This is a genomic window from Pseudomonas medicaginis, from assembly GCF_965119365.1.
GTDB lineage: Bacteria > Pseudomonadota > Gammaproteobacteria > Pseudomonadales > Pseudomonadaceae > Aquipseudomonas.
Map to the genome: position 1 here is coordinate 4837572 of NZ_OZ221631.1, position 16277 is coordinate 4853848.

General features: G+C 63.0%; 14 protein-coding genes. 4 read left to right on the forward strand and 10 right to left on the reverse strand.

Translation table 11 applies throughout. The annotated features are described in order from the left end of the window. Positions 1 to 34: 34 nt before the first annotated feature. The 4 genes from ACMTA2_RS20900 to ACMTA2_RS20915 all read right to left on the reverse strand — a co-directional run bounded on the left by ACMTA2_RS20900 (position 35) and on the right by ACMTA2_RS20915 (position 5413). Complete coding sequence (locus ACMTA2_RS20900; RefSeq protein ID WP_413791580.1) at positions 35 to 1537, reverse strand: CoA-acylating methylmalonate-semialdehyde dehydrogenase; 1503 nt, start codon at positions 1535 to 1537, stop codon at positions 35 to 37. 30 nt (positions 1538 to 1567) lie between these two features. Next, positions 1568 to 2377, reverse strand: coding sequence for a 5-deoxy-glucuronate isomerase (gene iolB, locus ACMTA2_RS20905; protein ID WP_413791581.1), 810 nt, complete (start codon positions 2375 to 2377; stop codon positions 1568 to 1570). After that, complete coding sequence (gene iolE / locus ACMTA2_RS20910; RefSeq protein WP_413791582.1) at positions 2374 to 3267, reverse strand: myo-inosose-2 dehydratase; 894 nt, start codon at positions 3265 to 3267, stop codon at positions 2374 to 2376. Before iolE ends, iolB begins: the two co-directional genes overlap by 4 nt. 208 nt (positions 3268 to 3475) lie before the next feature. Beyond that, complete coding sequence (locus ACMTA2_RS20915) at positions 3476 to 5413, reverse strand: bifunctional 5-dehydro-2-deoxygluconokinase/5-dehydro-2-deoxyphosphogluconate aldolase (protein ID WP_413791583.1); 1938 nt, start codon at positions 5411 to 5413, stop codon at positions 3476 to 3478. Positions 5414 to 5725: 312 nt separating this feature from the next. Between ACMTA2_RS20915 and ACMTA2_RS20920 the strand changes: the two genes are divergently transcribed. Both ACMTA2_RS20920 and ACMTA2_RS20925 read left to right on the forward strand, forming a co-directional pair. After that, positions 5726 to 6649, forward strand: coding sequence for a MurR/RpiR family transcriptional regulator (locus ACMTA2_RS20920; RefSeq protein WP_003202885.1), 924 nt, complete (start codon positions 5726 to 5728; stop codon positions 6647 to 6649). Positions 6650 to 6678: 29 nt separating this feature from the next. Beyond that, positions 6679 to 7290 carry a glutathione S-transferase gene (locus ACMTA2_RS20925; protein ID WP_413791584.1) on the forward strand — a complete coding sequence of 204 codons (612 nt, stop codon included), beginning with the start codon at positions 6679 to 6681 and terminating at the stop codon, positions 7288 to 7290. A gap of 224 nt (positions 7291 to 7514) precedes the next feature. Here the strand turns inward: ACMTA2_RS20925 and hcnC are convergent, their stop codons facing one another. The 3 genes from hcnC to hcnA are packed head-to-tail and all read right to left on the reverse strand — an operon-like array spanning position 7515 to position 10496. Further along, entirely contained in the window at positions 7515 to 8774 is a 1260-nt protein-coding gene (gene hcnC / locus ACMTA2_RS20930) for a cyanide-forming glycine dehydrogenase subunit HcnC (RefSeq protein WP_413791585.1), read from the reverse strand. Beyond that, positions 8767 to 10176, reverse strand: coding sequence for a cyanide-forming glycine dehydrogenase subunit HcnB (gene hcnB / locus ACMTA2_RS20935; protein WP_413791586.1), 1410 nt, complete (start codon positions 10174 to 10176; stop codon positions 8767 to 8769). The genes hcnC and hcnB overlap by 8 nt, the downstream gene beginning before the upstream one ends. Further along, positions 10173 to 10496 carry a cyanide-forming glycine dehydrogenase subunit HcnA gene (gene hcnA / locus ACMTA2_RS20940; protein WP_413795697.1) on the reverse strand — a complete coding sequence of 108 codons (324 nt, stop codon included), beginning with the start codon at positions 10494 to 10496 and terminating at the stop codon, positions 10173 to 10175. Before hcnA ends, hcnB begins: the two co-directional genes overlap by 4 nt. Before the next feature lie 281 nt (positions 10497 to 10777). Here hcnA and ACMTA2_RS20945 point away from each other — a divergent pair, with 281 nt between their 5' ends. Continuing rightward, positions 10778 to 11461 (forward strand): response regulator transcription factor, encoded by a 684-nt coding sequence (locus tag ACMTA2_RS20945; protein WP_413791587.1) that lies wholly within the window; start codon positions 10778 to 10780, stop codon positions 11459 to 11461. Further along, on the forward strand, positions 11439 to 12824 hold the full coding sequence (locus ACMTA2_RS20950; RefSeq protein ID WP_413791588.1) for a sensor histidine kinase: 1386 nt from the start codon (positions 11439 to 11441) through the stop codon (positions 12822 to 12824). The genes ACMTA2_RS20945 and ACMTA2_RS20950 overlap by 23 nt, the downstream gene beginning before the upstream one ends. 75 nt (positions 12825 to 12899) lie before the next feature. On the opposite strand, the gene ACMTA2_RS20955 is transcribed toward ACMTA2_RS20950, so the two are convergent. The 3 genes from ACMTA2_RS20955 to ACMTA2_RS20965 form a co-directional block, all read right to left on the reverse strand. Further along, a complete protein-coding gene (locus tag ACMTA2_RS20955; protein WP_413791589.1) occupies positions 12900 to 13148 on the reverse strand; it encodes a DUF1652 domain-containing protein in 249 nt (82 codons plus the stop codon). 240 nt (positions 13149 to 13388) lie between these two features. Then, positions 13389 to 14873: a PAS domain S-box protein gene (locus ACMTA2_RS20960; RefSeq protein ID WP_413791590.1), complete on the reverse strand. Its 1485-nt coding sequence runs from the start codon at positions 14871 to 14873 to the stop codon at positions 13389 to 13391. 84 nt (positions 14874 to 14957) lie between these two features. Next, on the reverse strand, positions 14958 to 16241 hold the full coding sequence (locus ACMTA2_RS20965) for a Zn-dependent hydrolase (RefSeq protein WP_413791591.1): 1284 nt from the start codon (positions 16239 to 16241) through the stop codon (positions 14958 to 14960). Positions 16242 to 16277 lie beyond the last annotated feature (36 nt).

Sequence of the window (16277 nt, forward strand, 5' to 3'; positions counted from 1 at the left end):
TTGTTCTCCCTCCGGCAGTCATTCGAACATTGCGTTATTGGGCCGTCGGCATGCTGAATTCAGGGCCCTTGGCGATGCTGTCGGGCCAGCGCTGCATCACGCTTTTGTAGCGGCTGTAGAAGCGCAGGCCTTCCTCGCCGTAGGCATGGTGATCGCCGAACAGCGAACGCTTCCAGCCGCCAAAGGAATGCCAGGCCATGGGCACCGGAATCGGCACGTTGATGCCCACCATGCCGACCTTGATGCTGCGGGCGAACGCCCGGGCGATGCCGCCGTCACGGGTGAAGCACGACACGCCGTTGCCGAATTCATGGGCGTTGATCAGCGCCACCGCCGTGGCGAAATCCGGTACGCGAACGATCCCCAGCACCGGGCCGAAAATCTCCTGCTGGTAGATGCTCATCTCGGCGGTGACCTGGTCGAACAGCGTCGCGCCGACAAAGAATCCCTGCTCGGCCCCGGGCACCTTGAAACCACGGCCATCGACGATCAGCCGAGCGCCCTCGGCCACTCCGGCGTCGATGAAGCCTTCGACCTTGGCCTTGTGCTCGGCGGTGACCAGCGGCCCCATGTCGGTGCCAGGCTGCTGACCGTTACCGATCTTCAGTTGGTCGATGCGGGGCAACAGCTTGGCAATCAATTCATCGCCCACGTCCCCCACTGCCACGGCAATGGAAATCGCCATGCAGCGCTCCCCGGCCGAGCCGTAGGCGGCACCGATCAACGCATCCGCCGCCTGGTCGAGGTCGGCGTCGGGCATGACGATCATGTGGTTCTTGGCCCCGCCCAGGGCCTGCACACGTTTGCCGTGCGCCGTGCCCTGCTGATGGATGTACTCGGCAATCGGCGTGGAGCCGACAAAGGAAATCGCCTCGATGTCCGGGTGCTGCAACAGCGCATCCACCGCCACCTTGTCGCCCTGGACCACGTTGAACACACCGTCCGGCAGACCGGCTTGCGTCAGCAACCGGGCCATCAGCAGGCTGGCGGACGGATCGCGCTCCGAAGGCTTGAGGATGAAGCAGTTGCCGGCGACCAGCGCCAGGGGAATCATCCACAACGGCACCATCACCGGGAAGTTGAACGGCGTGACCCCGGCGCAAACGCCCAGGGGCTGACGCAGGTTCCAGTTGTCGATGCCGCCGCCGATGTTGTCGCTGAAATCGGTCTTGAGCAGGTTTGGCGCACCGCAGGCGTACTCGACGATCTCGATGCCGCGGGTGACTTCGCCGTGGGCGTCGGACAGCACCTTGCCGTGTTCACGGCTGATGATCTGCGCCAGCTCGTCGTGGTGCTGGTCCAGCAGCTCCTTGAACTTGAACATCACCCGCGAACGGCGCAACGACGACTGCTCGGACCAGGCCGGAAACGCCGCCAGCGCCGAGGCCACTGCCGCGTCGACGGTACTCGGCTCGGCCAGGGCCACCCGGGCCTGCACCGCACCGGTGGCCGGGTTGAAGACATTGCTGGACCGCGGGTTGTCGCTGTCCTGCACCCGACCGTTGATGTAATGGCCTACTACCGGGGCGTCGCTCATGGTGCTTGTTCTCCCTGCGTATGTGTGGAGTCAGAGATCCAGCAGCCAGCTATGCTGCGGATCGTTATGGAATTGCCAGACCCGCTTCGGTCCGGCCATGACGTTCAGGTAATACGACTCGTACCCGTAGGGCACGCTGACCGGGTGATAGCCCTTGGGTACGACCACCAGATCGCTGTTCTCCACGGCCATGGCCTGGTCGATGCTGCGGTCGTCGGTGTAGACCCGCTGGAACACGAAACCCTGGGACGGATTGACCTGGTGGTAATAGGTCTCTTCGAGAAAGCTCTGGTGCGGCAGGTCGTCGGTGTCGTGCTTGTGCGGCGGGTAACTGGAGGAGTGCCCCGACGGCGTGCGCACTTCCACCACCAACAGCGAATGAGCCGGTTCGCTGTCCGGCAGGATGTCGCAGACATAGCGGGTGTTGGCGCCCTTGCCGCGCACACTGCGCTTCATGCTGTCCGGACGGATCAACCGTGGGCCATAACTGTTCTGCGCAGACCCCGGCGCGGCGCACACGGCAATCTGTACATCGCTCAGCGCGGTGACCTGGGCCTGACTGCCGGGCGGCAGGTAAGCGGCATAAGGCGACGTGTCCTCGAACACCGACTGGCGATCACCGAGGTTGTCCCAATCGAAGGCCCCCTGCCCCGGTGCTTCACCCTTGAGGTTGATGCGACCACTGAGCAGCACCAGGCACAATTCCTTGTCACCGGCGGCCACCGGCAGGGTTTCACCCAGGCTCAGGCGGTAGGCGGCGAACCCGACGTATTCCAGCTCACCTGCCGGCAACTGGACCATGGTTCGACCACTGGAATGGCTCTTGATCAACAGGCTCATGACAGACTCCTTTCTTGCAGCAAGGCGCGCAGGGTGTCGTAGCCCTTCTTGGCGTAGGCATAACTCGGCGCTACGGCGGGGTCCTGCTCGGCTTCCACCACCAACCAACCTTGGTAGTCGGCGGCCAGCAACACATCGAGCAAGGCGGCGAAGTCGATATCGCCGTCCCCCGGCACGGTGAAGGTGCCGTTGATGATGCAGTCGGGGAAGCTCCACAGGTTGTTGCGCGCCAGTTGCACCACCGGTTTGCGCACGTCCTTGAAGTGCACATGGCAGACCCGCTCGATGTGTTTGCGCAGCACCTGCAACGGCTCGCCACCGCCCATGTAGCAATGGCCCGAGTCGAACAGCAGGCCCACTTCGCTGCCGGTCAGGGCCATCAACTTGTCGATGTCGGTGGGCGACTCGACATAGGCGCCCATGTGATGGTGATAGGCCAGGCGTACGCCGTGGGACAAGGTGAAGCGCGCCAGTTCGGTGAGTTTGTCGGCGTAGGCTTGCCAGGCGTCATCCGTATGGAAACGCGGCCGCTCGACCAAGGGAATCCGCTGACCCTGGATGGAGTCGGCAACTTCCCCGTAGACCAGCACCGTCGCGCCGTTCTGCGCCAGCAACTCAACGTGGCTGGCGATAGCATCGATCTCCTCGGCCGCTGAACGCCGGGCCAGGCGGCTGGAATACCAGCCGGAGACCAGCGCCAGGTCATAAGGCCGCAGCACATCGCCGACGCCCTTGGCGTCCTTGGGGAACTTGCCGTTGAGTTCAAAACCTTCGTAGCCGATGGCCTTGCCTTCACTCAGCGCCGTGCTCAACGGCGTCTCGCCGCCCAGCGACGGCAAGTCATCGTTGCTCCAGGAAATCGGGTTGATGCCAATTCGAATAGCGGGCATGGCTGCACCTTTTATTGTTTTCAAACTGAATATCGAAAACCGTTTGGAATACTTATTGTGGCGAGGGGATTTATCCCCGCAGGGCTGCGAAGCGGCCCTCTAAAGGTTTAATTCAATTTGCCTGACACACCGAGCTGCTGGGTTTGGGGCTGCTTCGCAGCCCCGCGGGGATAAATCCCCTCGCCACAAAAAACCGGCGCAACATCCATCAAGCTCGGGCACTGCGCCACGCCTCGATCAATTCCACAAACCTGCCCTGCACATCCCGGATCAGCGTTTCATCATCGATCTCCCCTGCCAGCCAAGCCCTGCTCGGTTCCTGGAAGATCGTGCGGCCCACGGCGAAACCACGGCAGGTGGTGCTCTTTCCGGCCTGGCGAAACCCTTCGGCCAACGCCGCGGCCGGGGCGTTGAGGCCCAGCAGCACCACGCCGCGGCAATACGGATCGCGCTGTTGGATCAACTCGTCGAGCTGCTGCCATTGCTCCGCGTCCTGGGCTTCGATCTTCCACCACGCCGGGAAGATACCCAGGTTGTAGAGGCGCTTGAGGGCACGATAGAGCACGTCCGGGTGCGGTGATGGGTGATCCTTGGGCGGGATGACTTCCAGCAGCAATTCATGGCCGCTGGCCTGGGAGGCCTTGTACAGGCCCATCAGCTGCGCCTCTTGTTCCAGGCGCAGCAGCGGTTCGTCGTCAGGGTGAAATTGCACCAGGCACTTGATGATCTGCTCCTGTGGCCAGGCGATCAGGTTGCTGCCAATGGAGCGCCCGTGTTCGAAGGCCAGTGGTCGCGAACCCTGCACTTCCACCGGACGCGCCACCCACCAGCCACGCCCGGTGGCGGCGTTCAACGAGTCCTGGCCGAAGCGCTGGTCGGCCAGCAGGCCGACGTCAGCCTCGATGCCCTGGCGCCGCAGGTCGGCTTCGACCCGCGCCACCGCCTGGACGAACAGCTGCTTGAGTTCACCGATGCTGCTCAGCGCGCGGCCGCCCTTCTGGGCCAGTTCCACCAGTTGTCCGCGATGGTCGAAGGCGAAGATGAACAGCTGTTTCCAGGTCTTGCGGGGCACGCTGACCTGGTGCAGCCGTTGCAACACGGCATCCTGGTCCGGCCGGGTGATCGGCACCGGGCTTTGGAATAAATAATCGAGTTCCGCCCGGGTCGGCATCGCCGGGGCGCAAGCATGGCGCGACACCACCAGGCCGCCGCAGGCATTGGCCAACTGGCAGCAGCGCTCATCACTGGCGTCCTCCAGCCAGCCGGCGAGAAATCCGGACATGAACGCATCACCGGCGCCCAATACATTCAAGACTTCGACCCGTACGCCTGGGTAGATCGCACCGTCTTCGAGCCGGGCCGGAGTGGCGCCATGGATCACCGTACAGCCTTGAGGACCGAGCTTGACCACCAGGGTCGCCGCCGTCAGCGAGCGCACGGTGCGCAGCGCGGTCAGCAGGTCTTCGCTGCCACCAGCAATGAGAAATTCTTCTTCGGTGCCGACGATCAGGTCGAAACGCGGCAGGATGCCTTGCACATGCTGGCTGACCTTCTGGTCGGCCACGAACCGGGTTTCTCCATCAGCCTTGGCCGCCAGGCCCCAGAGCACGGGTCGATAGTCGATGTCGAGGACGCGCTTGACCTGATGCTTTTGCGCATAGTCCAGCGCCTGGAGACTGGCCTGGTAGACGCCCTCGGTGGAGAAATGCGTGCCGGTGATCAGCAAGGCCTTGCTGGAGGCAATGAAGGTTTCGTCAATGTCTTCGGCCCGCAGTGCCATGTCGGCGCAGTTTTCCCGGTAGAACACCAGGGGAAAGGTTTCCCGGTCCTTGATACCCAGCAGGACCATGGCCGTCAGGCGCTCGGGATCGACCTTGATGCCACTGACATCACAGCCTTCGCGGGCCAGGGACTCCACCAGGAAGCGGCCCATGTGATCGTCCCCGACCCGGCTCAGCATCGCCGAGCGGAGCCCCAGGCGTGCCGTGCCGAACGCGATGTTGGCAGAGGACCCCCCCAGGTACTTGGCGAAGCTCGAGACATCTTCCAGGCGCGCGCCGATTTGCTGCGCATAGAGATCGACGCCCAGGCGTCCCAGGCAGATCACATCCAATTGACGCCCACTGGCAAAACGAGTCTGGCCCATGCTGGCTCCTGTTATTTTTATCAGCCTGCGCTTGTCGCCGACACCGGCGCCAACGCTGTTGGTGAATGCAGACTAAAACGAGCAGCACGCAATAATCAATAATTATTCTATAAATTTTTTACGTGGAATATTTTTTCCAATACGCTATAGCCAAAGCGGACCAGACGCAGTGCATCGTTTCAGCACGTGCTGCAACATTTGTCCGCCCATGATTTTCCCTGCGCCTACGCTGTAGACTGCGACCAGCCAACCTATTGTCGAAGGCCGGCCTTTTTCGGGCCGCCTTAAAAGAACAAGCCAGAAGGATTTTCTATGACCCGCCCCGATGATCTGCCGGCGCCGTCCGAGAGCGCGTCCGAACCCGCCCTCCCGAGCCCACCGATCAATGCCGAGCGCCTGCTGCAACTGATCACCGATGAATACGAAAGCCTGCCGCGCCAGCTCAAACGCATCGCCAGCTACATGAGCCAGCAGAGCGACCGGATCATGGTCGACCGCATCAGCGACATCGCCCGGGAATGCGAGGTGCACCCCTCGGCCATCGTCAGGTTTTCCCAGCGCTTCGGCTTCAGCGGGTTCAGTGAAATGCAGGCGTTGTTCCGCGAGGCCTACACCCACAAGACCACCCCGGTGCAGAACTACCAGCAGCGCATCCGCAGCATGATCGCCAACAAGTCGCAGAAAGCCAGCGGCGGCGACCTGGCCCGGGAGTGTGTCAACGCGACCTTGTCGGGCATCGAGCGCCTGGGGTTGGAACTGGACGACCAGGCGTTCGAAAAGGCCGTGGACCTGGTGGTCAACGCCGACAACATCTATGTGGTGGGCGTACGCCGCTCGTTCGCGGTCGCCGATTACCTGGTCTACAACCTGCAACACACCAACAAACGCATACACCTGGTCTCCGGCCTGGGGGGCAGTTACCGCGAGCAGATGCGCAGCGTGCGGGCCAACGACCTGGTCATTGCCATCAGCTTTACGCCCTACGGCAAGGAAACCCAGCACTGCCTGCGCATTGCCCAGCATCACCAGGCCAAGACCCTGATCATCACCGACAGCAACCTGTCGCCCCTGGCCAAGCGGGCCAATGCGGTGTTGCTGGTCAACGAAGGCAGTTCGTTCGCCTTCCGTTCGTTGAGTGCCACGTTGTGCCTGTGCCAGGCATTGTTCATCGCCGTGGCGTACCGGCTGGAACTCAAGGTCGATGAAATCCATGAACAGGTCGGGTTCGAAGACTGACGCCCGCAAGACTTTCTGCAGGAGACATCATGAAACTGATCGGCATGCTGGACTCGCCCTACGTACGCCGCACCGCCATCTCCGCCAAATGCCTGGGCATTGCCCTGGAGCACGAGTCCGTTTCGGTGTTCAGGCATTTCGACCAGTTCCAACGCATCAACCCGGTGGTCAAGGCCCCGACCCTGGTGCTGGACGATGGCAACGTGCTGATGGACTCCACGTTGATCATCGACTACCTCGAAGCCTTGGCCGCGCCGGGCAAAAGCCTGATGCCGGCCGACAGTGGGCAGCGCCTGCGCGCACTGCGCTTGATTGGCCTGGCCCTGGCGGCATGCGAGAAATCGGTGCAGATCTACTACGAACGCAACCTGCGGCCAACGGAGATCCAGCACGCGCCCTGGGTCGAACGCGTAGAAGGCCAACTGGCGGCAGCTTATGGAATGCTGGAGCAGGAACTGGAAAAACAGCCGTTGAGCACTGATGGCAAACTCGATCAGGCCGGCATCACCGTGGCAGTGGCCTGGAGCTTCACCAACCTGGTGGTGCCGGACCAGGTGCAAGGCAAGGCTTTCCCGTTGATCAGCGCGTTCACCGCCTATGCCGAAGGGTTGGAGGCGTTTGTCAGTACGCCGATGGAATAAGCGCAGGATTGCGATTCACCCTGGATCCCTGTGGGAGCGAGCTTGCTCGCGATAGCGGTGTACCAGTCAACATGGATACTGCCTGACCTGACGCCATCGCGAGCAAGCTCGCTCCCACAGTTTGTTCCCGGATGTCTGCGGGATATGCACTCACCACAACTCCACAGTTTGTCTTCGGGTGACTGCGGGATATGTATTGATCATAGACCCCACACAGGATTTGCTCAGGCCAGTTCCATTTCCTGGGGCTTTACTGTCGGCGCCACCTTGAAGCGATCTTCCAGGAACGGGGTGATGTCCAGCGGCAATGGCTCGTTGTTCACCAGCTTGTCCAGCAGCACCCCGGTGATGGCCGAGGTCAGGATGCCGGTGCGGAAATGCCCGCAGGCATTGAGATAACCCTCCACCCCGCGCATCGGCCCCAGGATCGGCAGCTCATCAGGTGACCCCGGGCGCAGGCCGGCCCAGGTTCGTTTCAGGTTGATGTCGACCAGTTGCGGGATACAGCGCACCGCGCCCTGCACCAGCCCTTCGATCTCCGGATAAGTCGTGGTGACGTCGAAGCCTTTGTCTTCGGTGGTGCTGCCAATCAGGATTTCACCATTGTCCTTCTGCGCCACGTAACAATCGCTGGTGGTCAGGCAGCCGTTGAGGATTTTCGGCATGCGCTCGGTCAGCAGGATCTGGCCCTTGACCGGCTTGACCGGAATCCGCACGCCAGTGGCCTGCTCGCTCAGGTCGGCCGCCCAGGCACCGGCCGCGTTGATCAGGGTCCGGCAATGGAAAGTCCCCGCCTCGGCGGTTGTCACCCCTGTCACCCGCGTATCGCTGCGCAGCACCTCGGTCACGCGGGTGTTGAAGAACATATCGACACCGTTCTGCCGGGCACCTTCGGTGTAGGCGTCGGCCAGGCGGAACGGGCTGACCTGGTGATCGCAGAGGAACTCCAGCGCGCCCAGGGCTTCATGGCTGACGTTCGGCTCCGTCTCGCGCAAGGCAGCCTGGTCGAGCCAGCGCACCTGGTCTGCCAAGTGAGGAATGCAGGCAACGATGTGCTCGGCGTACAACCGGTCTTCGTCGTCGTAGATCACGAACTTGAGCCCGGTCTCCTCGAACTTGAAGTCCATGCCGTGTTGCTCCATCAGTTCGCGGTGCAACTGCGGATACATCGCATTGGACTGCAAGGCGAAATCGAAGAACGACTGGGGCAGGATGTGCGGCGTGCTGGCGTCCACCGCCACGGCGGCCCCCTGGGTCTGGCGCTTGCGGTTGGCCGACATCATGCGAAAGAAAATCACCCCGCACCCCAGCCCCACCGACTCACCGATGGCCCACAGGCCACCCGCCGAGGCACGGGTCGCGTTGCCGGGGCGCTTGGCGTCGATCAGGGCGATCTTCAGGTGTTTGCGCTTGGACAGTTGATAGGCGCACGAGGCCCCGATCACTCCGCCACCGGCGATGACCACGTCGTAGTCCTTAATCATGGGAAACAGCCTCCATACCCACGTTCTGGAACGCTGAAAAGGGAATCGGATCGATGGGAAAACGCGGCCGCAACCAGCCCACGTCGGCGCGCCCGGTGGCTTCGCGCAAGCGGTCGCTGCAATAGCCGACACACATCCGCCCCTGGCAATCGCCCATGCTCACGCGGGTGCGCATCTTCAGGCTGGCCATGTCCTGCACGCCTTGCTCCAGTGCCCGGTCGATGTCGGCGCGGGTGGCGTGCTCGCAGCGGCAGATCACCGTGTCGGCGGCCGGCAGCGCGGTTTGCCCGGCGCCACGCTGGGTGTAGCGATCCACCGCGGCACGAAAGCGAATGATCCGTTCCAGTTGCGCCTGGTAGCCTTCGCGGTGGGCCAGGGCCGTGGCCGGATCCAGCGCGTTGCGTTGCATCAGGATCGACAGCGCTGCGATGCGCCCGCTGAGCATGGCGGCTTCACCGCCGCGAATCCCACCCATGTCGCCCGCCAGGTGAATGTGCGATTCGCTGCTTTGTTGCCAGGCATCGGACACGGCCCGCAAATAGCCGTCCTCGCTGAAACCGTGTTCCAGGCCCATCTGCTGGCTTAGTTGAGTCCGCGGGATAAACCCGTAGCCGACCGCCAGGGTCTGGGCCGGCAGGTGTTCGGCGCGCTTGAGGTCGGGCTCCCAGGTCGTGGAGTAAGGCGCGACGGTGACGTGGCTCAATTCACCCTCGCCGTCAGCCTGCACCACCCCCCAGCCATAGCGCACGGGAATACGATTGAGCTTGAGGTAGGCCAGCATGCTCAGGCCGTCGAGGAACAGCTGCGGCTTGTTCAGCAACGCCAGGCTCTCCTTGGCGATCCGGCCGAACCCACAGGCTTCGAAGACCCCCGCCACCGCCACGCCCGACGCATGCAGTTGGCAGGCCACCAGCGGCAACAACGGCCCCGTGCCGGCGATCACCACCGGGCTCGGCGGCCTGACCACGCCGCTCTTGATCTGCAATTGCAGGCCGCCGAGCATCATCACCCCCGGCAGCGTCCAGCCCGGAAACGGCACGCTGCGTTCGTGACATCCGGCCGCCAGGACCAGATGGGAATAAGCCACCTCGCCCAGGCGCTCGTCGGCATCCAGCAGCATCAGCGCCCGGAAGCCTTCGGCACCGATGACACGGCTGCCCAACCGCACATCGATCAACCCGGCGTGGCGCTGGTATTCCCCGTGGAGTTTTTCCAGGGCTTCGCTGTAGCGCGGCCCCAGGTAGTCCAGGCTGACGCCATCGCGCAGCGGCCCGCGGTACACGACCCCACCGAGGCGCGGGGCCTCTTCGAGCAAGGTGCAACGCACGCCGTGGGCGGCCAGTTCGATGGCTGCGGCCATGCCCGCCGGCCCACCGCCGACAATCACCGGATCGAGGCTCATGGCGCCTCCGTTTCGGTCAGGCGGTTGGCCCGGGTTTCGATCTGCATGCCGGGGCGAACCAGGGTCTGGCAGGCGCGGCGCTTGTGGCGTCCGTCGATCTTGACCAGGCAACACTGGCACACGCCCATGCCGCAGTAGGCGCCGCTGACCTGGTCGTGGTCGTTGCGCGCCACCTGGCGTTGTCCCAGGGACTGGATGACGGTGAGGACGGTTTCGCCCTCGGCAGCGTTGACGGCCCGACCGTCCAGGCGCACGGTCATGTCAGCCTGGGCCAATGGCTGGATATCAAATTTTCGGCGTAATACGTCTTGAGATTGCATCATGCAGCTCTTCCTTGAAAGTTCAGTGAGGACCTGGCTCCTTGCGGCACACCCTCCACCGGTTCCCGTCGGCACCCGCTCACGGCGATGGGCCAAAGCGGGGCAACAGCCCCAACAAGATAAGGTGTACAAAATTTATGTTAGGGATTATTCGTGACCAAGTGTTGATCCAGGCCAGGGAATTCGTTTGCCAGGCTCATGAACTTTTTTTCAGAAAGCCGACAGGTTTTCTTTGGCACAATGGTGCGCAATAGCGCGATTTTCCCCACACGGTACCGCCCATGAACCGCATCCTGACCATCGAAGACGACGCCGTGACCGCCCGTGAAATCGTCGCCGAACTGACCCGCAACGGCCTGAACGTCGATTGGGTCGACAATGGCCGCGAAGGCCTGGAACGGGCGGTCAGCGGCGACTATGACCTGATCACCCTCGACCGCATGCTGCCTGAGCTCGACGGCCTGGTGATCGTCACCACCTTGCGCACCATGGGCGTGGCCACGCCGATCCTGATGATCAGCGCCCTCTCCGACGTGGATGAACGGGTGCGTGGCCTGCGGGCCGGCGGCGACGATTACCTGACCAAGCCGTTCGCCACCGACGAAATGGCCGCCCGGGTCGAAGTGCTGCTACGGCGCAACAATGGCACCCGCGAGCCGGAAACCGTGCTGCGGGTGGCCGACCTGGAGCTGAACCTGATCAGCCGCGAAGCCAGCCGCAACGGGCAGTTGCTCAGCCTGCTGCCCACCGAATACAAGTTGCTGGAATTCCTGATGCGCAACAGCGGGCAGATCCTCTCGCGCATGATGATCTTCGAGGAAGTCTGGGGCTATCACTTCGACCCCGGCACCAACCTGATCGACGTCCACATCGGTCGCCTGCGCAAAAAGATCGACCCGCCTGGCCTGGACCCGCTGATTCGCACGGTACGGGGTTCCGGCTATGTCATTGCTGAACCCTGCTAAGGGCTGGCGCTCCTCCAGCAGTCGCCTGCTGGCGCTGTACAGTTCGCTGTTCGTGATCTGGAGCGCAATCCTCATGGGGGTGATGTATTACGAAGTGTTTGGCTACCTCGACACCCTGGCCAAACACTCCCTGATGCAGCGCCAGCACCTGTTCGCCCGGATCCACGGCGACCAACTGGAAGATGCGCTCATGGCCAGCCTGACGCTGGACGAGCGCGGGGTCGACGCCTACGGGCTGTTCGATCCGCAACTGCGCCATTTGAGCGGGCCGATCCAGCGAGTGCCCGCCGACCTGCCGCTGGACGGCAAGATCCACATGCTCGGCGGCTGCGTCGAATCCGATGAGCCGGGTGTACCTTCCGACAGCTGCGACGCGGTGGCGACCCGGACCCAGGACGGTCGCTGGCTGGTCCTGGCCCGGGACAACGGCTCGCTGTTCGCCGTGACGCGGATCATCTTGCACGCGCTGTTCTGGGGGGTGTCGCTGACCATCCTGCCGGGCATCGCGGGCTGGCATCTGCTGCGCCGCCGACCGCTGCGGCGGATTCGCCAGTTGCAGGCCAGTGCCGAAGCCATCGTCGCCGGAGACCTGACCCATCGCCTGCCACTGTCGAGCCGGCGCGATGAACTGGACATGCTGGCGGCGATCGTCAACGCCATGCTCGAACGCATCGAACGCTTGATGAATGAGGTCAAGGGCGTGTGCGACAACATCGCCCATGACCTGCGCACCCCGCTGACACGCCTGCGTGCCCAACTTTATCGCATCCAGCAGCAAGCGCCGGACGGCTCCGCCGAAGCCTTGCAGATGGATCAGGTGCTCGCCGAGACCGACACCTTGATGGCGCGGTTCCGCGGTTTGTTGCGGATTTCCGAACTGGAAGACCAGCAACGGCGCTCGGGCTTCGTGCGCCTCGATCCGTTGCAGTTATTGCAGGAGCTGCATGATTTTTACCTGCCCCTGGCCGAGGAAGGCGAACTGACCTTCATCCTGGAAGTGCCCGACGCCCTGCCCCTGCTCAACGGCGATCGGGCATTGCTGTTCGAGGCCGTGTCGAACCTGTTGAGCAACTCCATCAAGTTCACCCCGCCGGGAGGCACCGTGATCCTGCGCGGGGTCGATCAAGGCGACAGCACGCGCATCGAAGTGCTCGACTCCGGCCCAGGCATTCCCGAGGCAGAGCGCAAGGCCGTGTTCCGCCGGTTCTACCGGGCCGAAGGCAGCAGCCAGCACGGTGGTTTTGGCCTGGGCCTGTCGATTGTCGCGGCGATCGTCAACCTGCACGGATTCACGCTGGACGTGGGCAGGAGCGAACATGGCGGGGCGCGGTTGGTGCTCGATTGTCGGGCGACGCTGCTGTAGCTGTAGCCGGACCTTCTGAAGCCGGATGACCGACCCAAGACAGATGGCGTGTGTGGCGAGGGGCGTTACCGGTATTCAAGCGGAATCGTCTCGATGCAATGGCGTGTTCTGCAGCTCATAGCGCAGCTCGTCGATCAGCTTCGCCAGGCGCTCTTCCGAACGCACACTGTCCAGGCTCATGCCGCTGACCACGAGGTCCACCTCCCCGCTTTCACGGTGATACAGGCGCACGGTGAGGGTGCCGTCGCCATTGAGGCTGCATTCACAGGCGAGCGGGGTAAAGCTTTCTTCGAGGCGGGCACGCAAGGGGGCCAAATGGGTCATACGATGCACCTCAGTCCACGGAACACATATGAACGGCGGACAGCTCCGGCCTCCCGGTCCGCATAGACATCCTGTCGCTCTCGTACTGAGTCAGTTCGCTGCACATCGTGGCGTATTCCTTGAGTGTTTCGTAGGGGACGCGACAACACGAAGGATGCCGCACCCTCACAGCCTAAGGAACCGTGCACCCCGGCAAAACCCGAATTTGCACCAGCAAACCCGGTGCATTTGCACTGGCTATCATGGTGCCTTCATCCGCCATTCGCTGGCGAACAAACCCCGCTCCCGGGCCCAGACAATCGCCTCGCTGCGGCTGTGGACATCCAGCTTGGAATACAGCGTCGCCACGTGATTGCGCACGGTGTTGGGGGCAAGCTTGAGCCGCGCGGCGATTTCCTTGTCTGCCAGGCCCTCGCAGATCAACCCCAGCACATCGCGCTCCCGGGCCGTCAGCTCAGTGAAGGATGCGCTGGGCACCTGGGCATTGATGCTCTTCACGTTAGCCAGTTTTTCGATCAGGGTGCGGCTGAACCAGGAGGCGTCTTTCATCACCTCCTCGATCGCCGCCACCAGCTCCAGCTCCGAGCGCTTGCGTTCGGTGATGTTCATCAGCACCAGCAGATAGCAGGCCTTGTCCTGGATGAGCACCGTGTCGGCGGCGACCTCACAGTCGATGAGTTCGCCGCCCTTCTTGTGCACCTTGACGTCGATACTTGAAACAGCGGCGGCCTTTTCCAACCGGGCAAACAGCGCGACGCTGGCGTCCTTGTCGAGAAAGCCGATTTCCTCCACGGTCCGTCCCAGCAGCTCTTCGCTGGCGTAGCCGGTGGTCTGGAGAAACGCTTCGTTGATTTCCAGCAACTGTTGTTCGGCGCTGCACACCAGGGTGGGCACGGGGGACAAGCGGAACGACTTGGCAAAGCGCTCCTCGCTCTGGCGCAGCGCCGTTTCAGCCTTGCGGCGCGGCTCCATGTCCATGAAGGAAAACAGCATGCAGTCTTCGTCATGCAGGTCCAGCGGCTGGCCAGCGACAATCACCTGCTTGCTGGTGCCATCGGGCAATTTCAGCTCTGCCTGCATTTGCGGAATGGTCGCGCCCTGCCCCAGGCGCTCGATGGCCAGGTCGCGTTTCTCGGCGGCTTCGAGCACATCCAGTTCATACACCGAACGCCCGATCACTTGTTCGCGGCTATAGCCAGTCATCTCCAGGAACCCCGCGTTGACCTTGATGTAGCGCAGGTCGCTGAGGCGACAGATCACCGCCGGTGCCGGGTTGGCCCCGAAGGTTTTTTCGAAACGCTGCTCGGCGCTGGCCCATTCGGTGGCGTCGCTGAGGATCAGCACGAGCAATTCCGGCTCGCCGTTGCGGTCGGCCAGGACCATGCTGCGGATCCGATGCACCCAGGTGCGATCCGGGTCGGCCTGGGGCGTGACTTCCACCAGCACATCGCTGAACTCATCGCCACGGGCAACCCGGGCGATCGGGTAATTGTCCTCGGACAGCGGATGATTGTTGCGGTAACGCAAATTGAAACGCCGGGCGTATTGCCGGGCCGTGGTGCCCAATTCATTGAGGTCCTTGACCCCGTGCATGGTCAAGGCCGCCGCGTTCGCCCAGGCAATGGTCTGGTCGACCTCGATCAACATCACCCCGTCGGACAACCCGGCAATGATCTGCAGCAATTGGCGACGGTTGGTATCGGTGGTCGGGACTTGCTGATTCATTGGGTCTCCATGTGGTCAGTAGGTTTCAAGCATGGATGCGTTGAAAGTTACGACCACATGGGCTTGCAATAGTGCATCGGCCGTTCAAGCCGCCATGCGCCCCTCGGCAATCGCTTGTGAGGCGGCCAGCATCGCCCGCAGCAGCACCGCGCAACCGGCCGCGAGGTCGTCCGGGGCGGCGTTTTCGATTTCGTTGTGGCTGATGCCGCCTTCGCAGGGGACGAAGATCATCCCGGCCGGGCCCAGTTCGGCGAGGAAGATCGCGTCATGGCCGGCACCGCTGACGATGTCCAGGTGGGACAGGCCCAACCCTTGGGCGGCGCCACGTACAGCGTCGACGCAGCCCTTGTCGAAGTACAGCGGCGGGAAGTCGGCGGTGGGTTTCAACTCGAAGGTCAGGCCGTGTTGCCGGCAGGTGTCTTCGATCACTTGCTTGACCTCGGCGATCATCGAATCCAGGCGCGCCGGTTCCAGGTGACGGAAATCCAGGGTCATGCGCACCTCGCCGGGGATGACGTTGCGCGACCCTGGATAAGCTTGCAGGCAACCGACCGTGCCACAGGCATGGGGCTGATGACCGAGGGCGGCGCGATTGACGGCGCCGACAATGATCGAGGCCCCCACCAGGGCATCCTTGCGCAGGTGCATCGGGGTCGGGCCGGCGTGGGCTTCGACACCGCGCAAGGTCAGGTCGAACCACTTCTGCCCCAGGGCGCCCATCACCACGCCGATGGTCTTGCCCTCGTCTTCGAGGATCGGCCCCTGTTCGATATGCGCCTCGAAATACGCCCCCACCGGATGCCCACTGACCGGGCGCGGGCCGGCATAGCCGATGGCGGTGAGCGCCTGGCCCACGCTGATGCCTTCGGCGTCGGTCTTGGCGAGGGTTTCTTCGAGGGTGAACTTCTCGGCGAACACGCCGGAGCCCATCATGCACGGAGCGAAACGCGAGCCTTCTTCGTTGGTCCACACCACCACTTCCAGCGGTGCTTCGGTTTCGATGTTCAGGTCATTGAGAGTGCGCAGCACCTCCAGCCCGGAGAGCACGCCAAAGCAGCCGTCGAACTTGCCACCGGTGGGCTGGGTGTCGATGTGGCTGCCGGTCATCACCGGTGGCAGGTTCGGATTGCGCCCTGGCCGCCGGGCGAAGATATTGCCCACCGCATCAATGCTGACGGTACAGCCCGCCGCCTCGGTCCATTGCACGAACAGGTCGCGGGCCTGGCGGTCGAGGTCGGTCAGGGCCAGCCGGCACACACCGCCCTTGACGGTGGCACCGAGCTGGGCCAGGTCCATGAGCGATTGCCACAGGCGGTCGCGGTTGATGTGCTGATGGGTCGATTGCAGGACGTCGATGGCTGCGTTCATGGGGATCTCCATTTTTCCAGGCATGTTTTTGGTGTA